The organism is Serratia sp. OS31, assembly GCF_014164835.1.
Lineage (GTDB): Bacteria > Pseudomonadota > Gammaproteobacteria > Enterobacterales > Enterobacteriaceae > Serratia > Serratia liquefaciens_A.
Genome location: NZ_JACJFQ010000017.1, coordinates 86,631 through 103,728 on the forward strand (window position 1 = coordinate 86,631; position 17,098 = coordinate 103,728).

17 protein-coding genes are annotated in these 17,098 nt (G+C 57.8%); 8 read left to right on the top strand and 9 right to left on the bottom strand.

Annotation, left to right across the window (positions count from 1 at the left end; genetic code table 11):
- Positions 1 to 266 precede the first annotated feature (266 nt).
- The gene (locus H5P17_RS15470) at positions 267 to 1,526 is read left to right on the top strand and encodes an MFS transporter (RefSeq protein ID WP_182823838.1); all 1,260 of its coding nucleotides are present in this window, start codon (positions 267 to 269) and stop codon (positions 1,524 to 1,526) included.
- Positions 1,523 to 2,965, top strand: a complete 1,443-nt coding sequence (locus H5P17_RS15475; protein ID WP_182823840.1) for a glycoside hydrolase family 32 protein — start codon at positions 1,523 to 1,525, stop codon at positions 2,963 to 2,965. The genes H5P17_RS15470 and H5P17_RS15475 overlap by 4 nt, the downstream gene beginning before the upstream one ends.
- A 56-nt stretch (positions 2,966 to 3,021) precedes the next feature.
- Here the strand turns inward: H5P17_RS15475 and H5P17_RS15480 are convergent, their stop codons facing one another.
- From H5P17_RS15480 to H5P17_RS15490, 3 genes are all read right to left on the bottom strand, one after another.
- On the bottom strand, positions 3,022 to 4,023 hold the full coding sequence (locus tag H5P17_RS15480) for a LacI family DNA-binding transcriptional regulator (RefSeq protein WP_182823842.1): 1,002 nt from the start codon (positions 4,021 to 4,023) through the stop codon (positions 3,022 to 3,024).
- 78 nt (positions 4,024 to 4,101) lie between these two features.
- Positions 4,102 to 4,665 (bottom strand): HutD family protein, encoded by a 564-nt coding sequence (locus H5P17_RS15485; protein ID WP_182823844.1) that lies wholly within the window; start codon positions 4,663 to 4,665, stop codon positions 4,102 to 4,104.
- Positions 4,665 to 6,035 carry a formimidoylglutamate deiminase gene (locus tag H5P17_RS15490; RefSeq protein ID WP_044550192.1) on the bottom strand — a complete coding sequence of 457 codons (1,371 nt, stop codon included), beginning with the start codon at positions 6,033 to 6,035 and terminating at the stop codon, positions 4,665 to 4,667. Before H5P17_RS15490 ends, H5P17_RS15485 begins: the two co-directional genes overlap by 1 nt.
- Before the next feature lie 176 nt (positions 6,036 to 6,211).
- Between H5P17_RS15490 and hutC the strand changes: the two genes are divergently transcribed.
- The 4 genes from hutC to H5P17_RS15510 all read left to right on the top strand — a co-directional run bounded on the left by hutC (position 6,212) and on the right by H5P17_RS15510 (position 10,959).
- Entirely contained in the window at positions 6,212 to 6,967 is a 756-nt protein-coding gene (gene hutC, locus H5P17_RS15495) for a histidine utilization repressor (RefSeq protein WP_020826513.1), read from the top strand.
- Between the two features lie 159 nt (positions 6,968 to 7,126).
- Positions 7,127 to 8,350 (top strand): imidazolonepropionase, encoded by a 1,224-nt coding sequence (gene hutI, locus H5P17_RS15500; RefSeq protein ID WP_182823845.1) that lies wholly within the window; start codon positions 7,127 to 7,129, stop codon positions 8,348 to 8,350.
- Entirely contained in the window at positions 8,347 to 9,150 is an 804-nt protein-coding gene (hutG, locus tag H5P17_RS15505; RefSeq protein ID WP_182823847.1) for an N-formylglutamate deformylase, read from the top strand. Before hutI ends, hutG begins: the two co-directional genes overlap by 4 nt.
- 273 nt (positions 9,151 to 9,423) lie before the next feature.
- Positions 9,424 to 10,959, top strand: a complete 1,536-nt coding sequence (locus H5P17_RS15510; RefSeq protein ID WP_182823849.1) for a serine hydrolase — start codon at positions 9,424 to 9,426, stop codon at positions 10,957 to 10,959.
- Between the two features lie 12 nt (positions 10,960 to 10,971).
- Here the strand turns inward: H5P17_RS15510 and H5P17_RS15515 are convergent, their stop codons facing one another.
- Entirely contained in the window at positions 10,972 to 11,502 is a 531-nt protein-coding gene (locus H5P17_RS15515; RefSeq protein WP_182823851.1) for a chorismate mutase, read from the bottom strand.
- Positions 11,503 to 11,613: 111 nt separating this feature from the next.
- A complete protein-coding gene (locus H5P17_RS15520; protein WP_182823853.1) occupies positions 11,614 to 12,081 on the bottom strand; it encodes an anti-virulence regulator CigR family protein in 468 nt (155 codons plus the stop codon).
- Between the two features lie 461 nt (positions 12,082 to 12,542).
- Here H5P17_RS15520 and H5P17_RS15525 point away from each other — a divergent pair, with 461 nt between their 5' ends.
- Positions 12,543 to 12,722 carry a hypothetical protein gene (locus tag H5P17_RS15525; RefSeq protein WP_020826507.1) on the top strand — a complete coding sequence of 60 codons (180 nt, stop codon included), beginning with the start codon at positions 12,543 to 12,545 and terminating at the stop codon, positions 12,720 to 12,722.
- A gap of 55 nt (positions 12,723 to 12,777) precedes the next feature.
- On the opposite strand, the gene H5P17_RS15530 is transcribed toward H5P17_RS15525, so the two are convergent.
- Complete coding sequence (locus tag H5P17_RS15530; protein ID WP_041414482.1) at positions 12,778 to 13,653, bottom strand: nucleoside-specific channel-forming protein Tsx; 876 nt, start codon at positions 13,651 to 13,653, stop codon at positions 12,778 to 12,780.
- A 364-nt stretch (positions 13,654 to 14,017) separates the two neighbouring features.
- On the bottom strand, positions 14,018 to 14,659 hold the full coding sequence (locus H5P17_RS15535; protein ID WP_182823855.1) for an HD domain-containing protein: 642 nt from the start codon (positions 14,657 to 14,659) through the stop codon (positions 14,018 to 14,020).
- Positions 14,660 to 14,777: 118 nt separating this feature from the next.
- Here H5P17_RS15535 and H5P17_RS15540 point away from each other — a divergent pair, with 118 nt between their 5' ends.
- Positions 14,778 to 15,755, top strand: a complete 978-nt coding sequence (locus tag H5P17_RS15540) for a GlxA family transcriptional regulator (protein ID WP_182823856.1) — start codon at positions 14,778 to 14,780, stop codon at positions 15,753 to 15,755.
- 6 nt (positions 15,756 to 15,761) lie between these two features.
- On the opposite strand, the gene H5P17_RS15545 is transcribed toward H5P17_RS15540, so the two are convergent.
- Positions 15,762 to 16,034, bottom strand: coding sequence for a hypothetical protein (locus H5P17_RS15545; protein WP_044550176.1), 273 nt, complete (start codon positions 16,032 to 16,034; stop codon positions 15,762 to 15,764).
- Positions 16,035 to 16,107: 73 nt separating this feature from the next.
- Positions 16,108 to 17,001, bottom strand: coding sequence for an aromatic amino acid DMT transporter YddG (gene yddG, locus H5P17_RS15550; protein ID WP_182823858.1), 894 nt, complete (start codon positions 16,999 to 17,001; stop codon positions 16,108 to 16,110).
- Between the last annotated feature and the right edge of the window lie 97 nt (positions 17,002 to 17,098).

The window sequence follows — 17,098 nt, forward strand, 5'->3', positions numbered from 1 at the left end:
CTTTGTGATATCAGCCGATAATCAAGAAATAGATTTTCCTGATTATTTTCAAAATCTCTAACGCCTGCCGCCAAACATTATATGTTTGTCAGCAGTCTCCGGGGCGCACTGCGCCCCTGTTTTATTAACGGGTGATTTGGATCACACCCGTAAAATGTTAACGTTAACTTTTGTGATTAAAATCGCAATCCGTCGCTTTGGCGGCTTTATTTGGTTTAAAGTTAACGTTAACAATAGAGCCAATTTCATCCATCAGGGCATTCCCCATGAACCGCGAAACAAAAAAATATTATGTGCTTCTCAGCGGCCTGTTGTTTTTCTTCTTCTTCACCTGGTCATCCAGTTTTTCTCTGATCTCCATCTGGCTGAACCAGAAGATCGGCCTGAAAGGCACGGAAACCGGCCTGATCTTCTCGGCAATGTCCATCATGGCGCTGTGCGCACAGCCCCTGTACGGCTTTATTCAGGATAAGCTCGGGCTGCGTAAACACCTGCTGCTGTTTGTCGGCGTGCTGCTGCTGCTGACCGGCCCGTTCTTTATCTACGTCTACGCCCCGCTGCTGCAAACCAACCTGGTGGCCGGTGCGCTGGTGGGCGGCGTATTTGTCAGCCTGGCGTTCAATGCCGGCATTGGCGCGCTGGAGTCCTATACCGAAAGGGTCAGCCGGATCGTCGGCTTTGAGTTTGGCCGGGCTCGCATGTGGGGGTCACTGGGCTGGGCCAGCGCCACCTTCTTCGCCGGTTTCAACTACAACATCAATCCCAATATTAACTTCTGGATCGCTTCGGCCTCGGCGGCGGTGTTTCTGCTGCTGCTGTGGCAGGTGCGCGAACTGAAACCCAACGCCATGGCCGGTCTGGAATACGGCAAACCGGAAAATCTGAAGCTGCAGGACGCGCTGGCCCTGCTGCGCCTGCCGGGTTTCTGGGCACTGGTGGTTTTCGTTCTCGGTACCAGCATCTACGGCGTGTTTGACCAGCAGTTCCCGGTGTATTTTGCCTCGCAGTTCGCCACCCACGAAGAAGGCAACCGCATGTACGGTTTCCTCAACTCCTTGCAGGTATTTCTTGAGGCCGGCGGCATGTTCCTGGCCCCCCTGCTGGTCAATCGCATCGGTATCAAACAGAGTTTGTTGCTGGCCAGCAGCGTGATGGCGCTGCGCATGTTCGGTTCCGGCTTCGCCAGCGGCGCCCTGATGATTTCCGCCATGAAACTGTTGCACGCCGTGGAGCTGCCTATCCTGCTGGTGGCGATGTTCAAGTACATCACCACCCGCTTTGACAGCCGCCTGTCCTCGACGCTGTATCTGGTGGGCTTCCAGTTTATCAGCCAAATCGTCGCCGGCATCCTGGCGCCGCTGGCCGGTTACGGCTACGACCGTATCGGCTTTGCCGACACCTATTTGCTGATGGGCTGCGCCGTGGCTGGCTCCACGCTGATTTCCTGCTTCCTGCTGCGTGGTGAAACCGTCGCCTGCGCACCTCCATTTCAATCAACGATAAAATCAAGTGAGCCAACCCAATGAAAAATGCTTTAGCTCAGGCCGATCACGCGGTCGAAGCGCTGCGCGCGCAACGTCAGGACGATTACTACCCGCTATTTCATCTGGCGGCGGACGCCGGTTGGATCAACGACCCCAACGGTCTGGTGTACATTAACGGCGTCTACCATGCGTTCTACCAACATCATCCCTATGACCAAAACTGGGGCCCCATGCATTGGGGCCATGCCACCAGCAAGGATCTGGCACATTGGCAGCATCAGCCGATCGCCCTGGCTCCCGGCGACAGCTACGACAAAGACGGCTGTTTTTCCGGCTGCGCGGTGGATGACAACGGCGTATTGACGCTGCTCTACACCGGCCACGTCTGGTTGGGCAAAGAAGGCGACGACGACCAGGTACGTGAAGTGCAATGTCTGGCGACCAGCGAAGATGGCGTGCATTTCGTCAAGCACGGGCCGGTTTTGCTGCCGCCGGAAGGCATTCAGCACTTTCGTGACCCGAAAGTTTGGCGTGCAGCCGACCGCTGGTGGATGGTGGTAGGCGCCAAAGAAAACGGGCTGGGCCAGGCGCGACTTTACCGTTCGAATGACCTGCGCGACTGGCAGTTCGATCGCGTCCTCGCAGGGGCGCAATCGCCGCACCAGGGCTATATGTGGGAATGTCCGGATTTCTTCCCGCTCGGTGAAAAGCAGGTTCTGCTGTTCTCGCCGCAGGGGCTGACGGCCCAGGGCTACCGCAATCGCAACCGCTTCCAGAGCGGGTATCTGCTCGGACACTGGCGGCCTGATGAGGATTTCAGCGTCACCCAGTCCTTCTGCGAGCTGGATAGCGGGCACGATTTCTACGCACCGCAAACCTTCACCGCCGCCGACGGTCGCCGCATGCTGTTCGCCTGGATGGACATGTGGGAATCGCCGATGCCGAGCAAGCCCCACGGTTGGGCCGGAGCGCTCACCCTGCCCCGCGAATTGACCTTGTCGTGCGAAGGCAACGTATTGATGAATCCGGCTCGTGAGCTGAGCGCGTTACGTAGGCAGCCACAGTCGTTTGACGCCGTGTCTGTGCGTAACCAACGCCAGAAGCTGGTTGACGGGGTACAGGAACTGGTGCTGACGCTGAACGTGGCCACCAGCGATGCCGAGCGCTACGGCATCGACATCGGAACCGCCGCACGGCTGTACGTCGATAATCAAACGCATCGATTGGTATTGGAACGTTTCAGTGAAGATCCGGGCCTGTGCGGCTGCCGCAGCGTGCCACTGCAGGAGGCTGACATTTTGTCGCTGCGCGTCTTTATCGACCGCTCATCGCTGGAAGTGTTCGTCAATCAGGGCGAGGCCAGCCTGACCAGCCGTATCTATCCGACCGACGGGCAGCGCGGCGTCACCCTGTTCGCCGAAAGCGGATTGGCGCAGTTTGGTGCGGCACAGGCCTGGGAACTGGAAAGCATCTGGGAGTGATCTGAGACGAACTCAATGTGCAGGGCGCAGCGATGAATGAACTGCGCCCTGTTGGGTTACAGCGATCCTCGCAGTAATAACGGGCAGGCCACTTTCACCCTGTCATGGTGATCCAATTGATGAATCAAATGCAGCGCCGCCTGCCGACCCAACTCGTAGTGCGGTAACTGCACCGTAGTCAGCGGTGGCAGGAACAGCTGGTCAATACCGACCATATTGTCGTAGCCCAGCACCCCGACCTGTTGCGGGATTTTCCAGCCCTGCGCCAGCAACACCTGATACACCAAAAACGCCACCCGATCGTTACCACACACCACCACATCGCAGTCGCGCTGCCCCGGCGAGAAGTGACGTTCCAGCAATGCCACGCTGTCACGGTAATGCTCATCGCCCTCGGTCAGATCGAGATGATATTGTCGTAGTTGATCGACGTCTCCGCCCGCTTCACCCCAGGCACGTTCCAGCCCGCGACGGCGCAACCCGGCCGCCAGGGTCGTTTCCGGCAAGTGAATACACAGCGGTGCGCGATAGCCTTTGGCAATCAACGCGCGCATGGCGTCATACTGGCCCTGCTCGTCATCGGGAATGTAACTGGCGACCGAGTGTTCCTGGCTGATGCAGTTGGCCAGCACCAGTTTTTTATCCAGCAACTTGGGCGGTATCGCCACCTGGCGTAACCCCATGGTGGTGAAGATCACCCCGTCCGGTCGGTGTGCCAGCAGCAAATCTACGGTATGTTCCGCACTGTCGTCGGCAAACAGATTGACCACGAAGCTGTTCCAGCCGTGTTCACGCGCCGTTTTTTCGATCGACAGGATCATTTCCACCGAGAACGGGGTGGTCGCGGTATCCAGCGCCAGCACGCCGAGGGTCTGGACCCGGTTACTATCACCGCGAATGCGCCGCGCCGCGAGATCGGGCACGTATTCCAGTTGGTCAATCGCCCGCTTGACGCGTTGGTAGGTATCCGGCCGCAGCTTATCGGGCTCGTTGATGGCGCGGGATACCGTCATCAAGGATACCCCGGCAAGTTTTGCAACGTCTTTCAGCGAGGCCATGCGCCCTTCTCAATGTGGGATAAGTGTGGGATAGAAGTGCAGATCATCCCACAACTTAGCGCTGGACTCTAGCCCGGTTTAGCCGGGTGTGATGTCGGCCCACAGAATGACGCTATCCTCGGTCAGCGGCGTCAGCGCCCCACTGAACTCTCCCGCCGGCCACCACCCACCCTGACGTGCGGTCAGGATCACGCCATCCGCCAGCAACCATCGTCCCTGCAGCACGTACAGCACACCAGCATGCGATGACGGCAGCTCGATGGTCTCAGTCACTCGCAGCACGTCGGCTACCCAGCGGCCGCGCCGGGTCATGATATTGAAATCCTGGCTGCTGCCGCCCAACAGGGTCGCGCTCAACGCCACATCGCCGGAGAAGGCGAACGGTTCACCAGCCTGCGATAAATGATGATCAACGTGCCCGGCGCTGAACAGATGCACGCCATCGCCTTCCAACAGGGTGATCGAACGATCTATCCCGTTGAAGGCCGAAAACGGGCCGTCTTGCGCGATGGTGGCGATACTGGCACGCCAGTCGAAATCCTGGGCACCCGCAGGCCAACTGGCGATCTCTCGGGTTTCCCCACCACCATTACGCCACGGCGTGACCGGCAGGGAAGCAAAATCAAAACGCGTCAGGCTCATCACGCCTCCTGCTGGAAGGTTTTCAACACCTGCAAGAACGCCGCGCTGCTCTGTTGCTGCAGTGCATGGCGTCCTTGTTCGATCACCTGCCGACCGCCGACAAAGACATCGCGGATTTGCTCTTTACCGCCGGCGAACAGCCAGCGGTTGAGGATCGAGGCGTCCGGCGCCGCGGCCAGGTAAGGATCGTCGCCGTCCAGCACCAGCCAGTCGGCACGGTAGCCGCTTTGCAGCCGTCCGATCGGCGCACCGCAGGCCTGTGCCCCGCCCTGCAAGGCCTGTTGGTAGAGAACGTCAGCCACGGCCGGTTGCTCCGGCGTGGTCAACCGGTTACGACGCTGATCGCGCAGACGCTGGCCGTATTCGAACCAGCGCAGCTCCTCCACCACATTGAGCGATACGTGGCTGTCAGAACCAATGCCCCAGCGCCCCTGATGCTGCAGATAGGCGTCGCCGGGGAAGATGCCGTCGCCCAGGTTGGCTTCGGTAGTCAGGCACAGGCCCGCTACCGCTTTGCTGTGCGCCAACAGCTCCAGTTCATCGCGATCAAGATGCGTGGCGTGAACCAGACACCAGCGCTGATCCACCGGCAGATGCTCGTACAGCCAGGCGACGGGGCGCCGTCCGCTCCAGGCCAGACAGTCGTTGACCTCTTTCTGCTGCTCGGCAATATGAATATGCACCGGCAGCGTACTGTCCGACGCCGCCAGGATCTGCTGCATCTGGCCCAGCTCCACCGCACGCAGCGAGTGGAAGCACAGGCCCTGATTCTGCAACGGTTGGTCTGCCAACTGACGGGCGATCGTCTGCTGTTGTTCCAGATAGCTGTCCGCATTCTGAATAAAACGCTTTTGCCCCGGCTGAGCGGGTTGGCCGCCAAATCCCGCATAGCTGTACAGCACCGGCAGCAGGGTCATGCCGATCCCCGCCTGGGCCGCCGCCTGACTGAGTCGGCCGGTCATTTCGCCGCGATCGGCATAAGGGAGACCGTCGGCGCCGTGATGCAGATAGTGGAACTCGGCGACCTGGGTATAGCCCCCTTTCAGCATTTCGATATAGAGTTGGCGGGCAATCACCTCCACCTGCTCCGGCGTCAAACGCTGCACCAGGCGATACATCAGGTCACGCCAGGTCCAGAAGCTGTCCTGCGGATTGCCCGCCACCTCCGCCAGTCCGGCCATCGCACGCTGGAAGGCGTGAGAGTGAAGGTTTGGCATGCCCGGCACCGCATCGCCGTGCAGACGGGTGCAACCTTCGGGATCGGCGTCGGCGGTCACCTGAGTCAGGTAACCTTGCGCATCCACGTCCAACCGGACGTTATGCGCCCAACCTTCAGGAAGCAGAGCGCGTGAGGCAAAATATGCAGGCATGGCAGTATTCCACTGTTAGTGTAACGGTTAATAACGCGCGATAATCGCGCATCCGAAAATACACGGGCCCAGCGCATTGCTGTGGCGGACCGGCCCCTAGTTGTATATACATATACATACGCCGACATCAACAGTAAACTGATGTTATTATTTTTTTATTTGACGAGGTTAACGCCGTGGTTGATCAACAGACCGTGCTGCAACTGGCTGCTGCAATGAGCGATACCCCCGCCCCCATTTATCAACGGGTCAAGCAGGCGATCGTGAACCAAATCCGGGCGGGCCATTGGCTGCCGCACCAACGCGTTCCCTCGGAAAGTGAGCTGGTCGCCGAACTGGGCGTCAGCCGCATGACCATCAATCGCGCGCTGCGCGAGCTGACCACCGAAGGCTATCTGATCCGCATGCAGGGGGTGGGCACCTTCGTCGCCGAAGCCAAGGCGCACACCGCGCTGCTGGAAGTGCATAATATCGCCGACGAAATCGCCGCCCGTGGACATCGCCACAGCAGCAAGATCCTGCAGTTGAAGGCGCGGCCGGCCAGCGAGGAAGAAGCATTGGCGCTGGGCATTCAACCGGGCCAGCAGCTTTTCTATTCGCAGATTGTGCATTACGAAAACGACCTGCCGGTACAGGTGGAAGACCGCTGCGTGAACCCCCTCATCGCCCCCGATTACATGAAACAGGATTTCGACCGCGTTACGCCCTATATCTATCTGACGCAGGCCGCGCCGCTGACCGCAGGCGAACACATCGTCGAAGCGGTAGTGCCGACCCGCCAGGAGCGCGAACTGCTGCAGTTGGAAGACCACGAACCGGGCCTGTTGATCCACCGCCGCACCTGGTCCGGCAAAACCGTCGTCACTTCGGCACGCCTGCTGTACCCCGGCAGCCGTTATCAACTGTTCGGCCGTTTCACCAGCGAAGTCTGATCCTCTGCGGGTGCCGTTTTGGCACCCGCCCTTCCACAACGATCACATCCCGATAACAAATTTTTATCCCGCCCCTTGTGACAACCCGATGAATGCGCTAGGTTGTTTTTAATTGTATATACAACCATGTGGGAGCCACGGCTCCGGCGGAGAAAAGCCATGACCTCTGAGATTCATTGCGACAGCCTGTGGCACGGGGCCGATGTCGTCACCATGCGCGACGGCAAATATCACACTATCGCCAACGGCGCGATCGCCGTGCGTGACGGCAAGATTGTCTGGCTGGGCGAACATGCGGCGTTACCGGCAACCCTGATAGCAGATGAAGCGGTGAAATTCGACGGTGGCATCATCACGCCGGGCTTTGTCGACTGCCATACCCATCTGGTATTCGGCGGGAACCGCAGCGGCGAGTTCGAACAACGCCTGAACGGGGTCAGCTATGCCGATATCGCTGCCCAGGGCGGCGGCATCATTTCCACCGTCAAAGCTACCCGTGACGCCGACGAAGAACAGCTGCTGGAGCAGGCGCTGTTCCGGCTGCGACCGCTGCTGGCGGAAGGCGTGACCTGCGTGGAGATCAAGTCCGGCTACGGGCTGACGCCGGAAAGCGAGCTGAAAATGCTGCGCGTGGCGCGCAAGCTGGGCGAACTGTTGCCGGTTGAAGTAAAAACCACCTGCCTGGCGGCGCACGCGCTGCCGCCGGAATATGCCCATCGCGCCGACGACTATATCGATCTGGTGTGCAACACCATTATTCCTCAGGCCGCCGCTGCCGGACTGGCCGATGCGGTTGACGCCTTCTGCGAGCATCTGGCGTTCTCACCGGCGCAGGTGGCGCGAGTGTTCGCCGCAGCGGAAAAAGCGGGTCTGCCCGTGAAGCTGCACGCGGAACAACTTTCTGCCCTCGGCGGGAGTGAATTGGCCGCGCAGCACCATGCTCTTTCCGCCGACCATCTTGAATATGCTACCGAACAGGATGCACGAGCGATGGGCGATGCAGGCACCGTTGCGGTGCTGCTGCCAGGCGCTTATTACCTGCTGCGTGAAACCCAATGCCCACCGGTAGACCTGTTCCGCAAACACGGCGTAGCCATGGCGATCGCCAGCGATGCGAACCCGGGGACCTCGCCGGCACTGTCCTTGCGTTTGATGATTAATATGGCCTGCACGCTGTTCCGCCTGACGCCGGAAGAAGCGTTGGCGGGCGTCACGGTGCATGCGGCCAAGGCGCTGGGCCTGCAGGCAAGCCAGGGAACGCTGGAAGCCGGCAAACTGGCGGATTTTGTGCACTGGCCGCTGTCCCGTCCGGCAGAACTGGCTTACTGGTTGGGCGGTCAACTGCCCTGTACGGTGATTTTCCGAGGAGAAGTACGTCAATGACCATTCGCGATGCTTTTGATTTCCACGCCGGCAGCCTGCCGCTGCTGATCAGTATTCCCCACGCCGGTACCCGATTGACGCCGGCCGTCGAGGCCGGTTTGACCGAAGAGGCGCGACCGCTGCCGGACACCGACTGGCATATCCCGCAGCTGTACGATTTCGCGCGCGCCATGGGTGCCAGCGTGCTGATCGGCAATTACTCGCGCTTCGTTATCGACCTGAACCGCCCGGCGGATGACAAACCGCTCTACACCACCGCCACCACCGGTCTGTACCCTGATGTGCTGTTTGACGGTCGCCCGAGCTTCTTGCCGGGGAAGGCCCCCTCTGACCAGGAGCGCGCCGGCTATCTGGCGCAGATCTGGCAGCCCTACCACCAACAGCTGCAAGACGAACTGGCGCGCCTGAAAGCCAAGCACGGCTACGCCCTGTTGTTTGACGCCCATTCTATCGCCTCCGTTATCCCGCGCTTGTTCGACGGCAAGCTGCCGGATCTCAACCTGGGGACCAACGGCGGCGAAAGCTGCGCCCCGGCGCTGAGCGATCGTCTGGTCGCCTGCTGCGAACAGCAACAGCAGTTTACGCACGTGCTTAACGGACGCTTCAAAGGCGGTTACATCACTCGCGCCTACGGCCGCCCGCAAGAACAGCAGCATGCCATTCAACTAGAGCTGGCGCAGGTGAACTACATGTCAGAACAGTATCCGTATGCCTTTGCACCCGAACGTGCCGCCGCCCTGCAGCGCCTGCTAAAACAGATGATCGACAGCCTGCTGTCCGGCGGCGACCAACTGCGTTAATCCTTTTCTACTCCAGTTGCGGGGCAATGCTAATTGCCCTGCGACAATCAAACCTTCAAGCGCTCCCCCTCTAGCTTCCTCACGTTGTGGCACACAATTTGCCTCCTGGTTGTTCCTTTTTCGATTTGCGCACTGCATCGCAGTTTTGACTGAAAATAAGTGAATCTGGTCGGAACAGCGCACAAAACGGCGGCCCACAGTTTGCGCGGTACGCGACAATCTGGCGAAAAGCCCATCGAGGCACAAATTGATAAAAATACTCTGGAGGCCCCTATGTCCGAAATCCCGCTAAACTGGCGTGCCGCACAGGCCGTCGCTGACAGGCTGCTGGCCGATTGGCAGTCCGACCACCAACCCGGCGGGGCTATTACCCTGTTCGACGCCGCGCAGATACGAGCGACCGCCAGTGCCGGGCGAGCCGATCTGGCGCAAAATACCCCTTTTAACGCAGACAGCGTGGTGCGCTACGCTTCCGTCACCAAACACATTTTCGCCGCGCTGGCGCTAAACGCCACCGATAACGCCCTAAGCCTGGATGACCGCCTGGGCGATCTGCTGCCAGAGCTGCAGGATCCTCTGGCGAATGTCACCGTGGGGCAGGCGTTGGATATGACCAGCGGGCTGCCTGACGTACGTGAAACCCTGGGGCTGCTGGGTATCTCGGTGCATACGCGCAGTGAAGCGCAACCGGTCATGCAGTTCCTGCAGGGGCTGGAAGGGCTGAACTACCCGGCCGGCAGTGAAATCACCTATACCAACACCGGTTACCGGCTGGTGGAGGCCGCACTGCAGGCCAAGGGGCATGATTTCGACCAACTGGTGCAGCAACACATCGCCCAACCGCTGCAGGTGCAGCTACGAGCGCCTGAAAGCTGGTATGACGTGGTGCCTGGGCTCATCCCCGGTTACTGGCGCGCCAAACAGGGCTGGCAGTTAGCCAGCGCCGGCCTGCACCTTTCCGCCTCCGGCAGCCTGACCGGCAGCGCCAATGCCCTCACCTGCTGGTTACAAACGCTGCTGGCCAATCAAGGTCCTGGTCGTGGGGTACTGGCGCAGCTGAGTGCCCCGCGCCATCTTAACCAAGGGCAACTCAGCGCTTACGGGCTGGGGCTGGCGCAAACTCCGCTCGGTGAATATCGTCTGCTGGGCCACGGCGGTTCGCACGCCGGCTACAAAACTTATTTCCTGCTGGCGCCCGATCGGCAGGCCGGTGTCGTTGTGGTGGCGAACCGGGAGGACTGCGACAGCTTCGGTATGGCGCTGCAGGTGATGGCCGCCTTACTGGGCGAAGCGTTGCCGAAACGCAGCGCCGCCATTCCCGATGGCATTTACACCACGGTGGCAGATCCTTACTGGCTGGAGGTGAAAGACGGCAACGTCGCCTATCTGGGCAGTGAAGAGGCGCTGTATCAGGCCGATGACGGCTACGCGGTGTCGCTTTCCGCCCATATGCCAATGCGGCTGAAATGGACCGGTGAAGCGGTAGAAGGCGAAGTGTGCCACGTGCCGCGCAGCTTTCTGCCCGTCACGCCCAACCGCGATTGTTTAAAGCACGTGCAAGGCTTGTGGTACCACCCGCAGTACCGCACCGCCTTCGAGATCTGCGGCGATCGGGTGCACATTGGCGTGGGCCCGGCATCGCAAACCGGGAAGATCAGTTCGTTGGGCCAGGGCCGTATGCTGGTCGAAAGCAGCGACGGCCCGTGGTTGAAACGCTTTTGCCTCTATTTCCGCGGCTACAGCGTAGATTTGATTGCCAATCGCAGCCGGGTGCTGACCTTCCAGCGCAGCAGCATCGGCCGCGATTAGCGGACGCCGGGATCACTCCGCCTTGGCGGCCCTGACGGCCAATAAGGCGGTGAACAGCCGCTGCTTGTCGGCTTCGCTGAGGTTGTTCTGATCAATAGCCTGAATAAAACGACTGCGCGCACTCTCCGTCAGCGCCCCGGCTTTTAATTCCTGCGCCAATCGCTGCAAAATTCGGCTGCTGAGCTCGGCAATCTGCGGCCTCACCTGTTCCAGCGGGCGCGGCTGCCAGCCGCTTTCCGGCTGCGCCAGCCAGTCCGCGCGGTAACGGTATTGAATCGCCTTGGCGGCGTCCATTTGCGCGATGATAAACGGCCGAACCGAAAGCGGATCCAATCCTAAGCGCCCCGCCTCTGCCTGAGTGCTTGCCAGCACCTTGGCTTCCTGTGCCAAATCCTCGATCGGCAAATGCTGCTGCGCTTTGTAGCCGGCAACGTCTTTCATATAACCCAGACGCTGATTGACCAGTTCGCCAAGCGCCGTCCCCCCGCTTGCCAGCGCGGAAAAGCTGACCAGGCAGCAGGCAATCAATAACATCCTGAACATCACAATTTCCTTATGCACCGAAATAACAGGAAAAGAGTTCACCACGATCCCCTGTTGCAGGCAAATAAAAAGCCCCACCGAAGCGGGGCCTTAAAGCAGAGTCAGCGGGAATCAATCAAATACGCCGTTGATCACCGAGGCAACCAGAGCGGTACTCAACGCCACCAGCACCAGATCGTTACCGGCAACGCGCCACTCATAGCCAGGATAATAAGGCAGATCGTGCAGCATGGAGGATGGCACCATTTTTTTGGCGATGCCCGGAGGCAGAGGCTTGCCGCGCGCCAGATTTTTGGCGATCCCCGGCGGCAAAGATCGGTAGCCGGTCAGGCCGTAGTTTACGGCCAGAGAACGTGCACGCTCATGGGAAATGCTGACGGAAACCAGCCCGCGGTCGCCATCGTTATCTTTGGCCTTATTGCCATGCTTGCCATTGTTGCCGTTATTACCATGATTGCCGCTGTTACCATGGCCGTTGCCGTTTCCGTTGCCGCCTTTGTCGGCCAGCGCCGGTGCGGATGACAACCCCAGAGAAACAATCAGCGCCAATACGGTGAAAGCAGTACGACGTTTGCTCATTTTGTTACTTCCTGCATGGGTTATTACCTTCACTATAGGCGCAGTTCTCCGTCTAAAGCATGAGGAAAACTCTGAGAGTTTGATCCCATACAGAGATGAGAATCAAACCAGATGACAGAATATTATCCCAGCGCAAAACTATTCGAAAAAACCGAATTCCGGCCTAAGATTTTTCTTGCAGCGAAATAAGCCATGCAGTAGTTTGGAACTGTCACAAAAAGAGTTAGCCTGCTCTTTTTCGTCGCACCTCAAATCATCTTTTTATCGCCTAAAGTGATAACACTGAACGCTTCCCGCCTCTCCGTGCGGGATTCTTTTTTACCGATAAATCGACATCGGATGCACCAGAGAGGTGCTTTTTGTTGAGATTTGGTTGCCAATACTTTAAATTCGGCGTCTGAGAAACCTTAACCTCCCGCGGTGGCCAGTTGGCAACGGGTGGGCGTTCAGGAGCAAAAGACATGCAAATGACCCTCATGGAATACATCACGCAGCACTTTAATGGCGATCTTCACCGCTACGCGCAATCCGAAGGCGTTAGCCGTGAACAAATCATCAATTGGATCGATAATGAATGCCACGTAATCAAAGGACGATTATTTATGCCGGTGCGGCATCTGCCCGGTGAACAAGCGCAGTGATGACGAAAAAAAAACCCGCCAAAGCGGGGTTTTCTGTTTCTGATACCACGGAAAATCAGAAGTTATAACCGGCCACGATATAGTAACCCCAGCCGGTGGATTTGATTGGACCCTGTGGGGTGCCAATATCCACACCGTCCTGCCACTGGCCGCCGTTATGGAAATAACGAGCCACGAACGAGTAGTGCCAGTGATCGTAGTTCAACGCCAGAATATGGCTGGAAGCGATCGAGTTGCTGGTGCGCGCCTGACGACCGTTCACGGTGAAGTCGTCCTTGCCCAGATCGGAACCGAAGTCAAAGTTGGTGAAACCGATGTAGCTCAGATTGCCGCCCCACACCTGGGTCAACGGCACAAAGTATTTCACTTTGAAGCGGTAACCGTCCCAGCTGTTTTCGTTGGCAGCCTGGTAGTTTTCCCACTGGTACTTGGCATAGATGTTCATCGACAGGCTCATTGGCAAACCGGTGTCGATGTCGGTACCCAGACCCATGTACCAGGTGTTCTGGCGACCGTCAGCGTTGTGGCCCAGGTCATAGATGTAGTTGTTGGCGAAGTACCATTCTTTGAACGGGCCAAAGCTCAGATCGGTGCCGGTCAGTTTGTCGATGGAGAAGCGAGGTTCAATTTCCATAAACATCGGAGAACCTTTGTCCCAGATACCGCGGTCAGGGGTGTTGCCCACGCCGAAGAATTTAGGAACGTCGATGTAGCCATAGAAGTCGAACCAATCTTTTTTGGCGAAGGCTTCATATTCCAGGTACAGATCGTTGTTCAACTGAGGTCCGAAACGGGTGTGGTAGCTGCCTACCACGTTAACGCTCTGGTGCCACCAATCCGAGACGTATTGGCTGTCTTTGCTATCAGCCATTGAAGATGCACTGTAAGACGCTGCGAGCAGTACACCTGCTGCGAGAGCTATTTTTTTCATTTTTATTACCACATGCTTAAAGGGCCATTTCCTGCCCGTTAGAAAAGATGACAATCAGTCTGACGACACCTGGCGTTGCCTCCGCTTACAAACTCTCGGGCGACGCGCGCATTATAGAAATCACTGGGTGTAAGAATCTGTGATCCAGTTATGCATTTCGCGAATAGGTAATCGATTGCGTTCACATTTGTCAAATTATGTTTCATGCAAATTCACGATCGCTGTGATTTTTGTCATGCCCGATGATTTTTAAAGCAGGTTTTGTGCCAAATGTGTTCAATACAAAAAGTTAATGTCGGTTACTTTTGTTAAACAGAAAAGCCGGTCGCAATGACCGGCTGACAAGAAAAGAGGCCACCGAGGGTTAGGCTGGCCAGGACGAATTGCGAATGATGCTGCAGAAATTGCTACGGACAAAATGGAGATCTTTATCTGCCAGCACATCGGCCTTTACGTTACCGAAAGTGGTTTGCGGTTTGGATTTAATCCCGTCATAGAATGCCTGAATAATATCCTCCTTAAACTGCGCACCGCGCGGATGCAACTGCACCACCTGGTCGCGCAATTCGGCATCAAACTTCTGATAGTCAATGCCCAGGACATCCATTTCTACACCGGCGGTCACCAGAGAAACCACGGGATGCATATATTGCGGAATACCCGGCGTGGTATGCAGCGCAATCGCCGTCCACACCAGATCGATATCCCGCTGTTGAACGCCGTGGCTGTGCAAGAAAGCGGCTGCCGCGTCGGCGCCATCGACCTCAAAACGCTTATCGCAGCTGCAGTGCTGCGGAGTCAGGCCCATGTCGTGGAACATACAGCCGATGTATAACAGCTCCGGATCAACCTGCAAATTACGCTCTGCCCCCGCCAGCGCGGCCCAGTAATAAACCCGACTGGAATGATGAAACAGCAGATCGCTTTCGGTGTCGCGTACCAATTCGGTTGCCTGGCGCGCCAACGCGCTGTCAGGCACTCGGATACCCTGGATGTTTTGGCTCATATCACTTCTCCGCTTGTGTGGTAGAAGCTCAGGTTAGGCATTACACTGGATGTCCTCAATAGCACAAATACTACGATTAAGGACTTATCCTGCCGTTCGGGATATGCAGGCCACCACCATGATAAAAACCATCGCCATTCTTGCCGTGCCGGGCGTGCAGCTATTGGATGTTTCCGGCCCGCTGGACGTGTTTGCCGAAGCCAATCTGCAGGTGGGATACCCGGCCTATCGTTTGCTGGTGGTGGGCCGCACGCTCGCGCCGATCGTCTCTTCCTCCGGGGTGAAGGTGCTTCCTGACAGCGCGATTACCCAATGGCGTGATGAAGTGATTGATACCTTGCTGGTGGCCGGTGCACCGGGCATGGCCGAACAGGAAAGCCAGACGCGTACGCTCGACTGGCTAAAACGGGTTATTCCGCGTACTCGCCGTTATGGATCTGTCTGCAGCGGCGCCTTTCTGCTGGCGGCCACCGGGCTGCTGAACGGCCGACAAATCACCACCCACTGGGCCGTTGCCGAACGGCTCAGCCTGCGCTTCCCTCAGGTAAAAATCGATAAAGACGCTATTTATGTGCGCGATGGTCGCCTGCAAACCGCAGCCGGCGTCACCTCAGGGCTGGATCTGGCGCTGATGATGGTTGAGGAGGATCTGGGTCGCGAGGTGGCACGGCGGGTTGCCGCTCAGTTGGTGATGTTCTTTCAGCGCCCAGGCGGGCAAATGCAGTTCAGTTACCAGGACAAGACCTCGTTGGCGGGCCGTTCTGTATTGCAGGAGGTTCAACGCTGGGCCATCGAAAATATCGCCTTGCCGCACAGCGTCGCCAGCCTGGCGGCTCGCGCCGGCATCACTCCTCGCCACTTTACCCGGCTGTTCAGCCGTGAAGTCGGTACTTCCCCTGGCAGATGGATTGAAGATATCCGTATCGCACAGGCAAGACGATTGTTAGAGAGCGGTAGGCTTGCACCCAAACAGGTTGCGGCCAGCTGCGGGTTTTCAAGCGTCGAATTACTGCGGCGAGCCTTTGTCCGTCGGCTCGGAGTTTCACCGACGGATTATCGCAAAATTTACCTCAGCAAAGGCCTGAGGACGGAGTAAAAGGCGTTATTTTCCGCCCAATACCGCCTTGGCAATATTTTCCTGGCGGAACACTACCTCCTGCCCCGGTGCCACTTCCCACTCTTTGGGCGGGATGTCCACTTTCGGTGCCGCAGCGATTACCGAACCAAAAATCAGCTTGCCTTCACGGCGTAAAATACCGACATCCAGCTGGTATTCGTGGCGCAAGTTGGCGGTGGTCAGGCGTACGGTATCCCCTCGCATAAAACTTTCGTCGTCAATCACTGGCTGCTGAATGAATTGGATATCGTCTCTCATTTTTTATGTTCCTTCAGGCAGAATCGCTAGTTAAATTCTAGTTCAACATTGGCCGACAGGCAGATAATTTCCGTTAATTTCCTCGGGTTGCCCGCCAGCAGATCAACGAGCCTGCCGTGACCATGACCACGCCCTGCCAAAAATTGGCGGTCAATGCAGTATCCAGCACCAGCGCGGCAAACACCGCCGACAGCACCGGCGTGAAGTAAGACGCCGTCGCCAACAGCGTCATATTGCCGCGCAATATACCCACGTTCCACGCCGCATAGCCTGCCCCCATTGCCATGCCCGCGCACAGCAGCGTCAGGGTTACCGGCAGCGTGAATTGCATACCGCTTTCGCTGCTGAAAGCATATTTCAACCACAGCGCCACGGCGGTCAGCGTAATGAACAGCACCACGCCGTTATGACCCTGGGCAATTTTCTTGGTCAGATTGCAATACAGCGCCCAAATCACCGCGCCGCCAAAAGCCAACGAGTAACTCAGCGGATTGCTGCGCACATTCTCCAGCATTTGCGCCGGCGACCAGCCGCCCTCGCCGCTCATGATCCAGCCAATGCCGAACAAAGACAGCAACAACCCCGGCAGCAGCCACCACTTGGCTTTTTGCCCATTAAGCACCAGCGCCATCAGCACGGTAAAACAGGGCCACAGGTAGTTGATCATCCCCACTTCAATCGCTTGCAGGCGGGTATTGGCATAGCCCAAAGATAACGACAGGCAGATTTCATAGCTGACAAACAGCAGGCTGCCGAGGAGCAGATAGGAGCGCGGAAACAGGCGTAAATTCGGCAGGCGCAACGCCAACAGCAAAAATACCGCGCTGACGCTGTAGATCATTGCTGCTCCGCCAATCGGCCCCAGCCCTTCACTGACGCTGCGTATCAGGCCAACCACGCTGCTCCACAGCAGGATCGCCAACAGACCGAGCAAGGTGGCTTTATAGTGAGCGGGCAGAGAAGACATGAAAGAGTTCCAATCAGTTATTTTTTATCAGGATTTTCACTCTACTGCCCGGGGGTAAAAAAAGAAAGGCGGGAAACCCCGCCTCAGAATGCTCATT

What these genes read in the sequence shown, in the direction of transcription:
- H5P17_RS15470 (WP_182823838.1), top strand. Translation starts at nt 267, where the DNA reads ATGAACCGCGAAACAAAAAAATATTATGTGCTTCTCAGCGGCCTGTTG.
- H5P17_RS15475 (WP_182823840.1), top strand. Translation starts at nt 1,523, where the DNA reads ATGAAAAATGCTTTAGCTCAGGCCGATCACGCGGTCGAAGCGCTGCGC.
- H5P17_RS15480 (WP_182823842.1), bottom strand. Translation starts at nt 4,023, where the DNA reads ATGGCCTCGCTGAAAGACGTTGCAAAACTTGCCGGGGTATCCTTGATG.
- H5P17_RS15485 (WP_182823844.1), bottom strand. Translation starts at nt 4,665, where the DNA reads ATGAGCCTGACGCGTTTTGATTTTGCTTCCCTGCCGGTCACGCCGTGG.
- H5P17_RS15490 (WP_044550192.1), bottom strand. Translation starts at nt 6,035, where the DNA reads ATGCCTGCATATTTTGCCTCACGCGCTCTGCTTCCTGAAGGTTGGGCG.
- hutI (WP_182823845.1), top strand. Translation starts at nt 7,127, where the DNA reads ATGACCTCTGAGATTCATTGCGACAGCCTGTGGCACGGGGCCGATGTC.
- hutG (WP_182823847.1), top strand. Translation starts at nt 8,347, where the DNA reads ATGACCATTCGCGATGCTTTTGATTTCCACGCCGGCAGCCTGCCGCTG.
- H5P17_RS15510 (WP_182823849.1), top strand. Translation starts at nt 9,424, where the DNA reads ATGTCCGAAATCCCGCTAAACTGGCGTGCCGCACAGGCCGTCGCTGAC.
- H5P17_RS15515 (WP_182823851.1), bottom strand. Translation starts at nt 11,502, where the DNA reads ATGTTCAGGATGTTATTGATTGCCTGCTGCCTGGTCAGCTTTTCCGCG.
- H5P17_RS15520 (WP_182823853.1), bottom strand. Translation starts at nt 12,081, where the DNA reads ATGAGCAAACGTCGTACTGCTTTCACCGTATTGGCGCTGATTGTTTCT.
- H5P17_RS15525 (WP_020826507.1), top strand. Translation starts at nt 12,543, where the DNA reads ATGCAAATGACCCTCATGGAATACATCACGCAGCACTTTAATGGCGAT.
- H5P17_RS15530 (WP_041414482.1), bottom strand. Translation starts at nt 13,653, where the DNA reads ATGAAAAAAATAGCTCTCGCAGCAGGTGTACTGCTCGCAGCGTCTTAC.
- H5P17_RS15535 (WP_182823855.1), bottom strand. Translation starts at nt 14,659, where the DNA reads ATGAGCCAAAACATCCAGGGTATCCGAGTGCCTGACAGCGCGTTGGCG.
- H5P17_RS15540 (WP_182823856.1), top strand. Translation starts at nt 14,778, where the DNA reads ATGATAAAAACCATCGCCATTCTTGCCGTGCCGGGCGTGCAGCTATTG.
- H5P17_RS15545 (WP_044550176.1), bottom strand. Translation starts at nt 16,034, where the DNA reads ATGAGAGACGATATCCAATTCATTCAGCAGCCAGTGATTGACGACGAA.
- yddG (WP_182823858.1), bottom strand. Translation starts at nt 17,001, where the DNA reads ATGTCTTCTCTGCCCGCTCACTATAAAGCCACCTTGCTCGGTCTGTTG.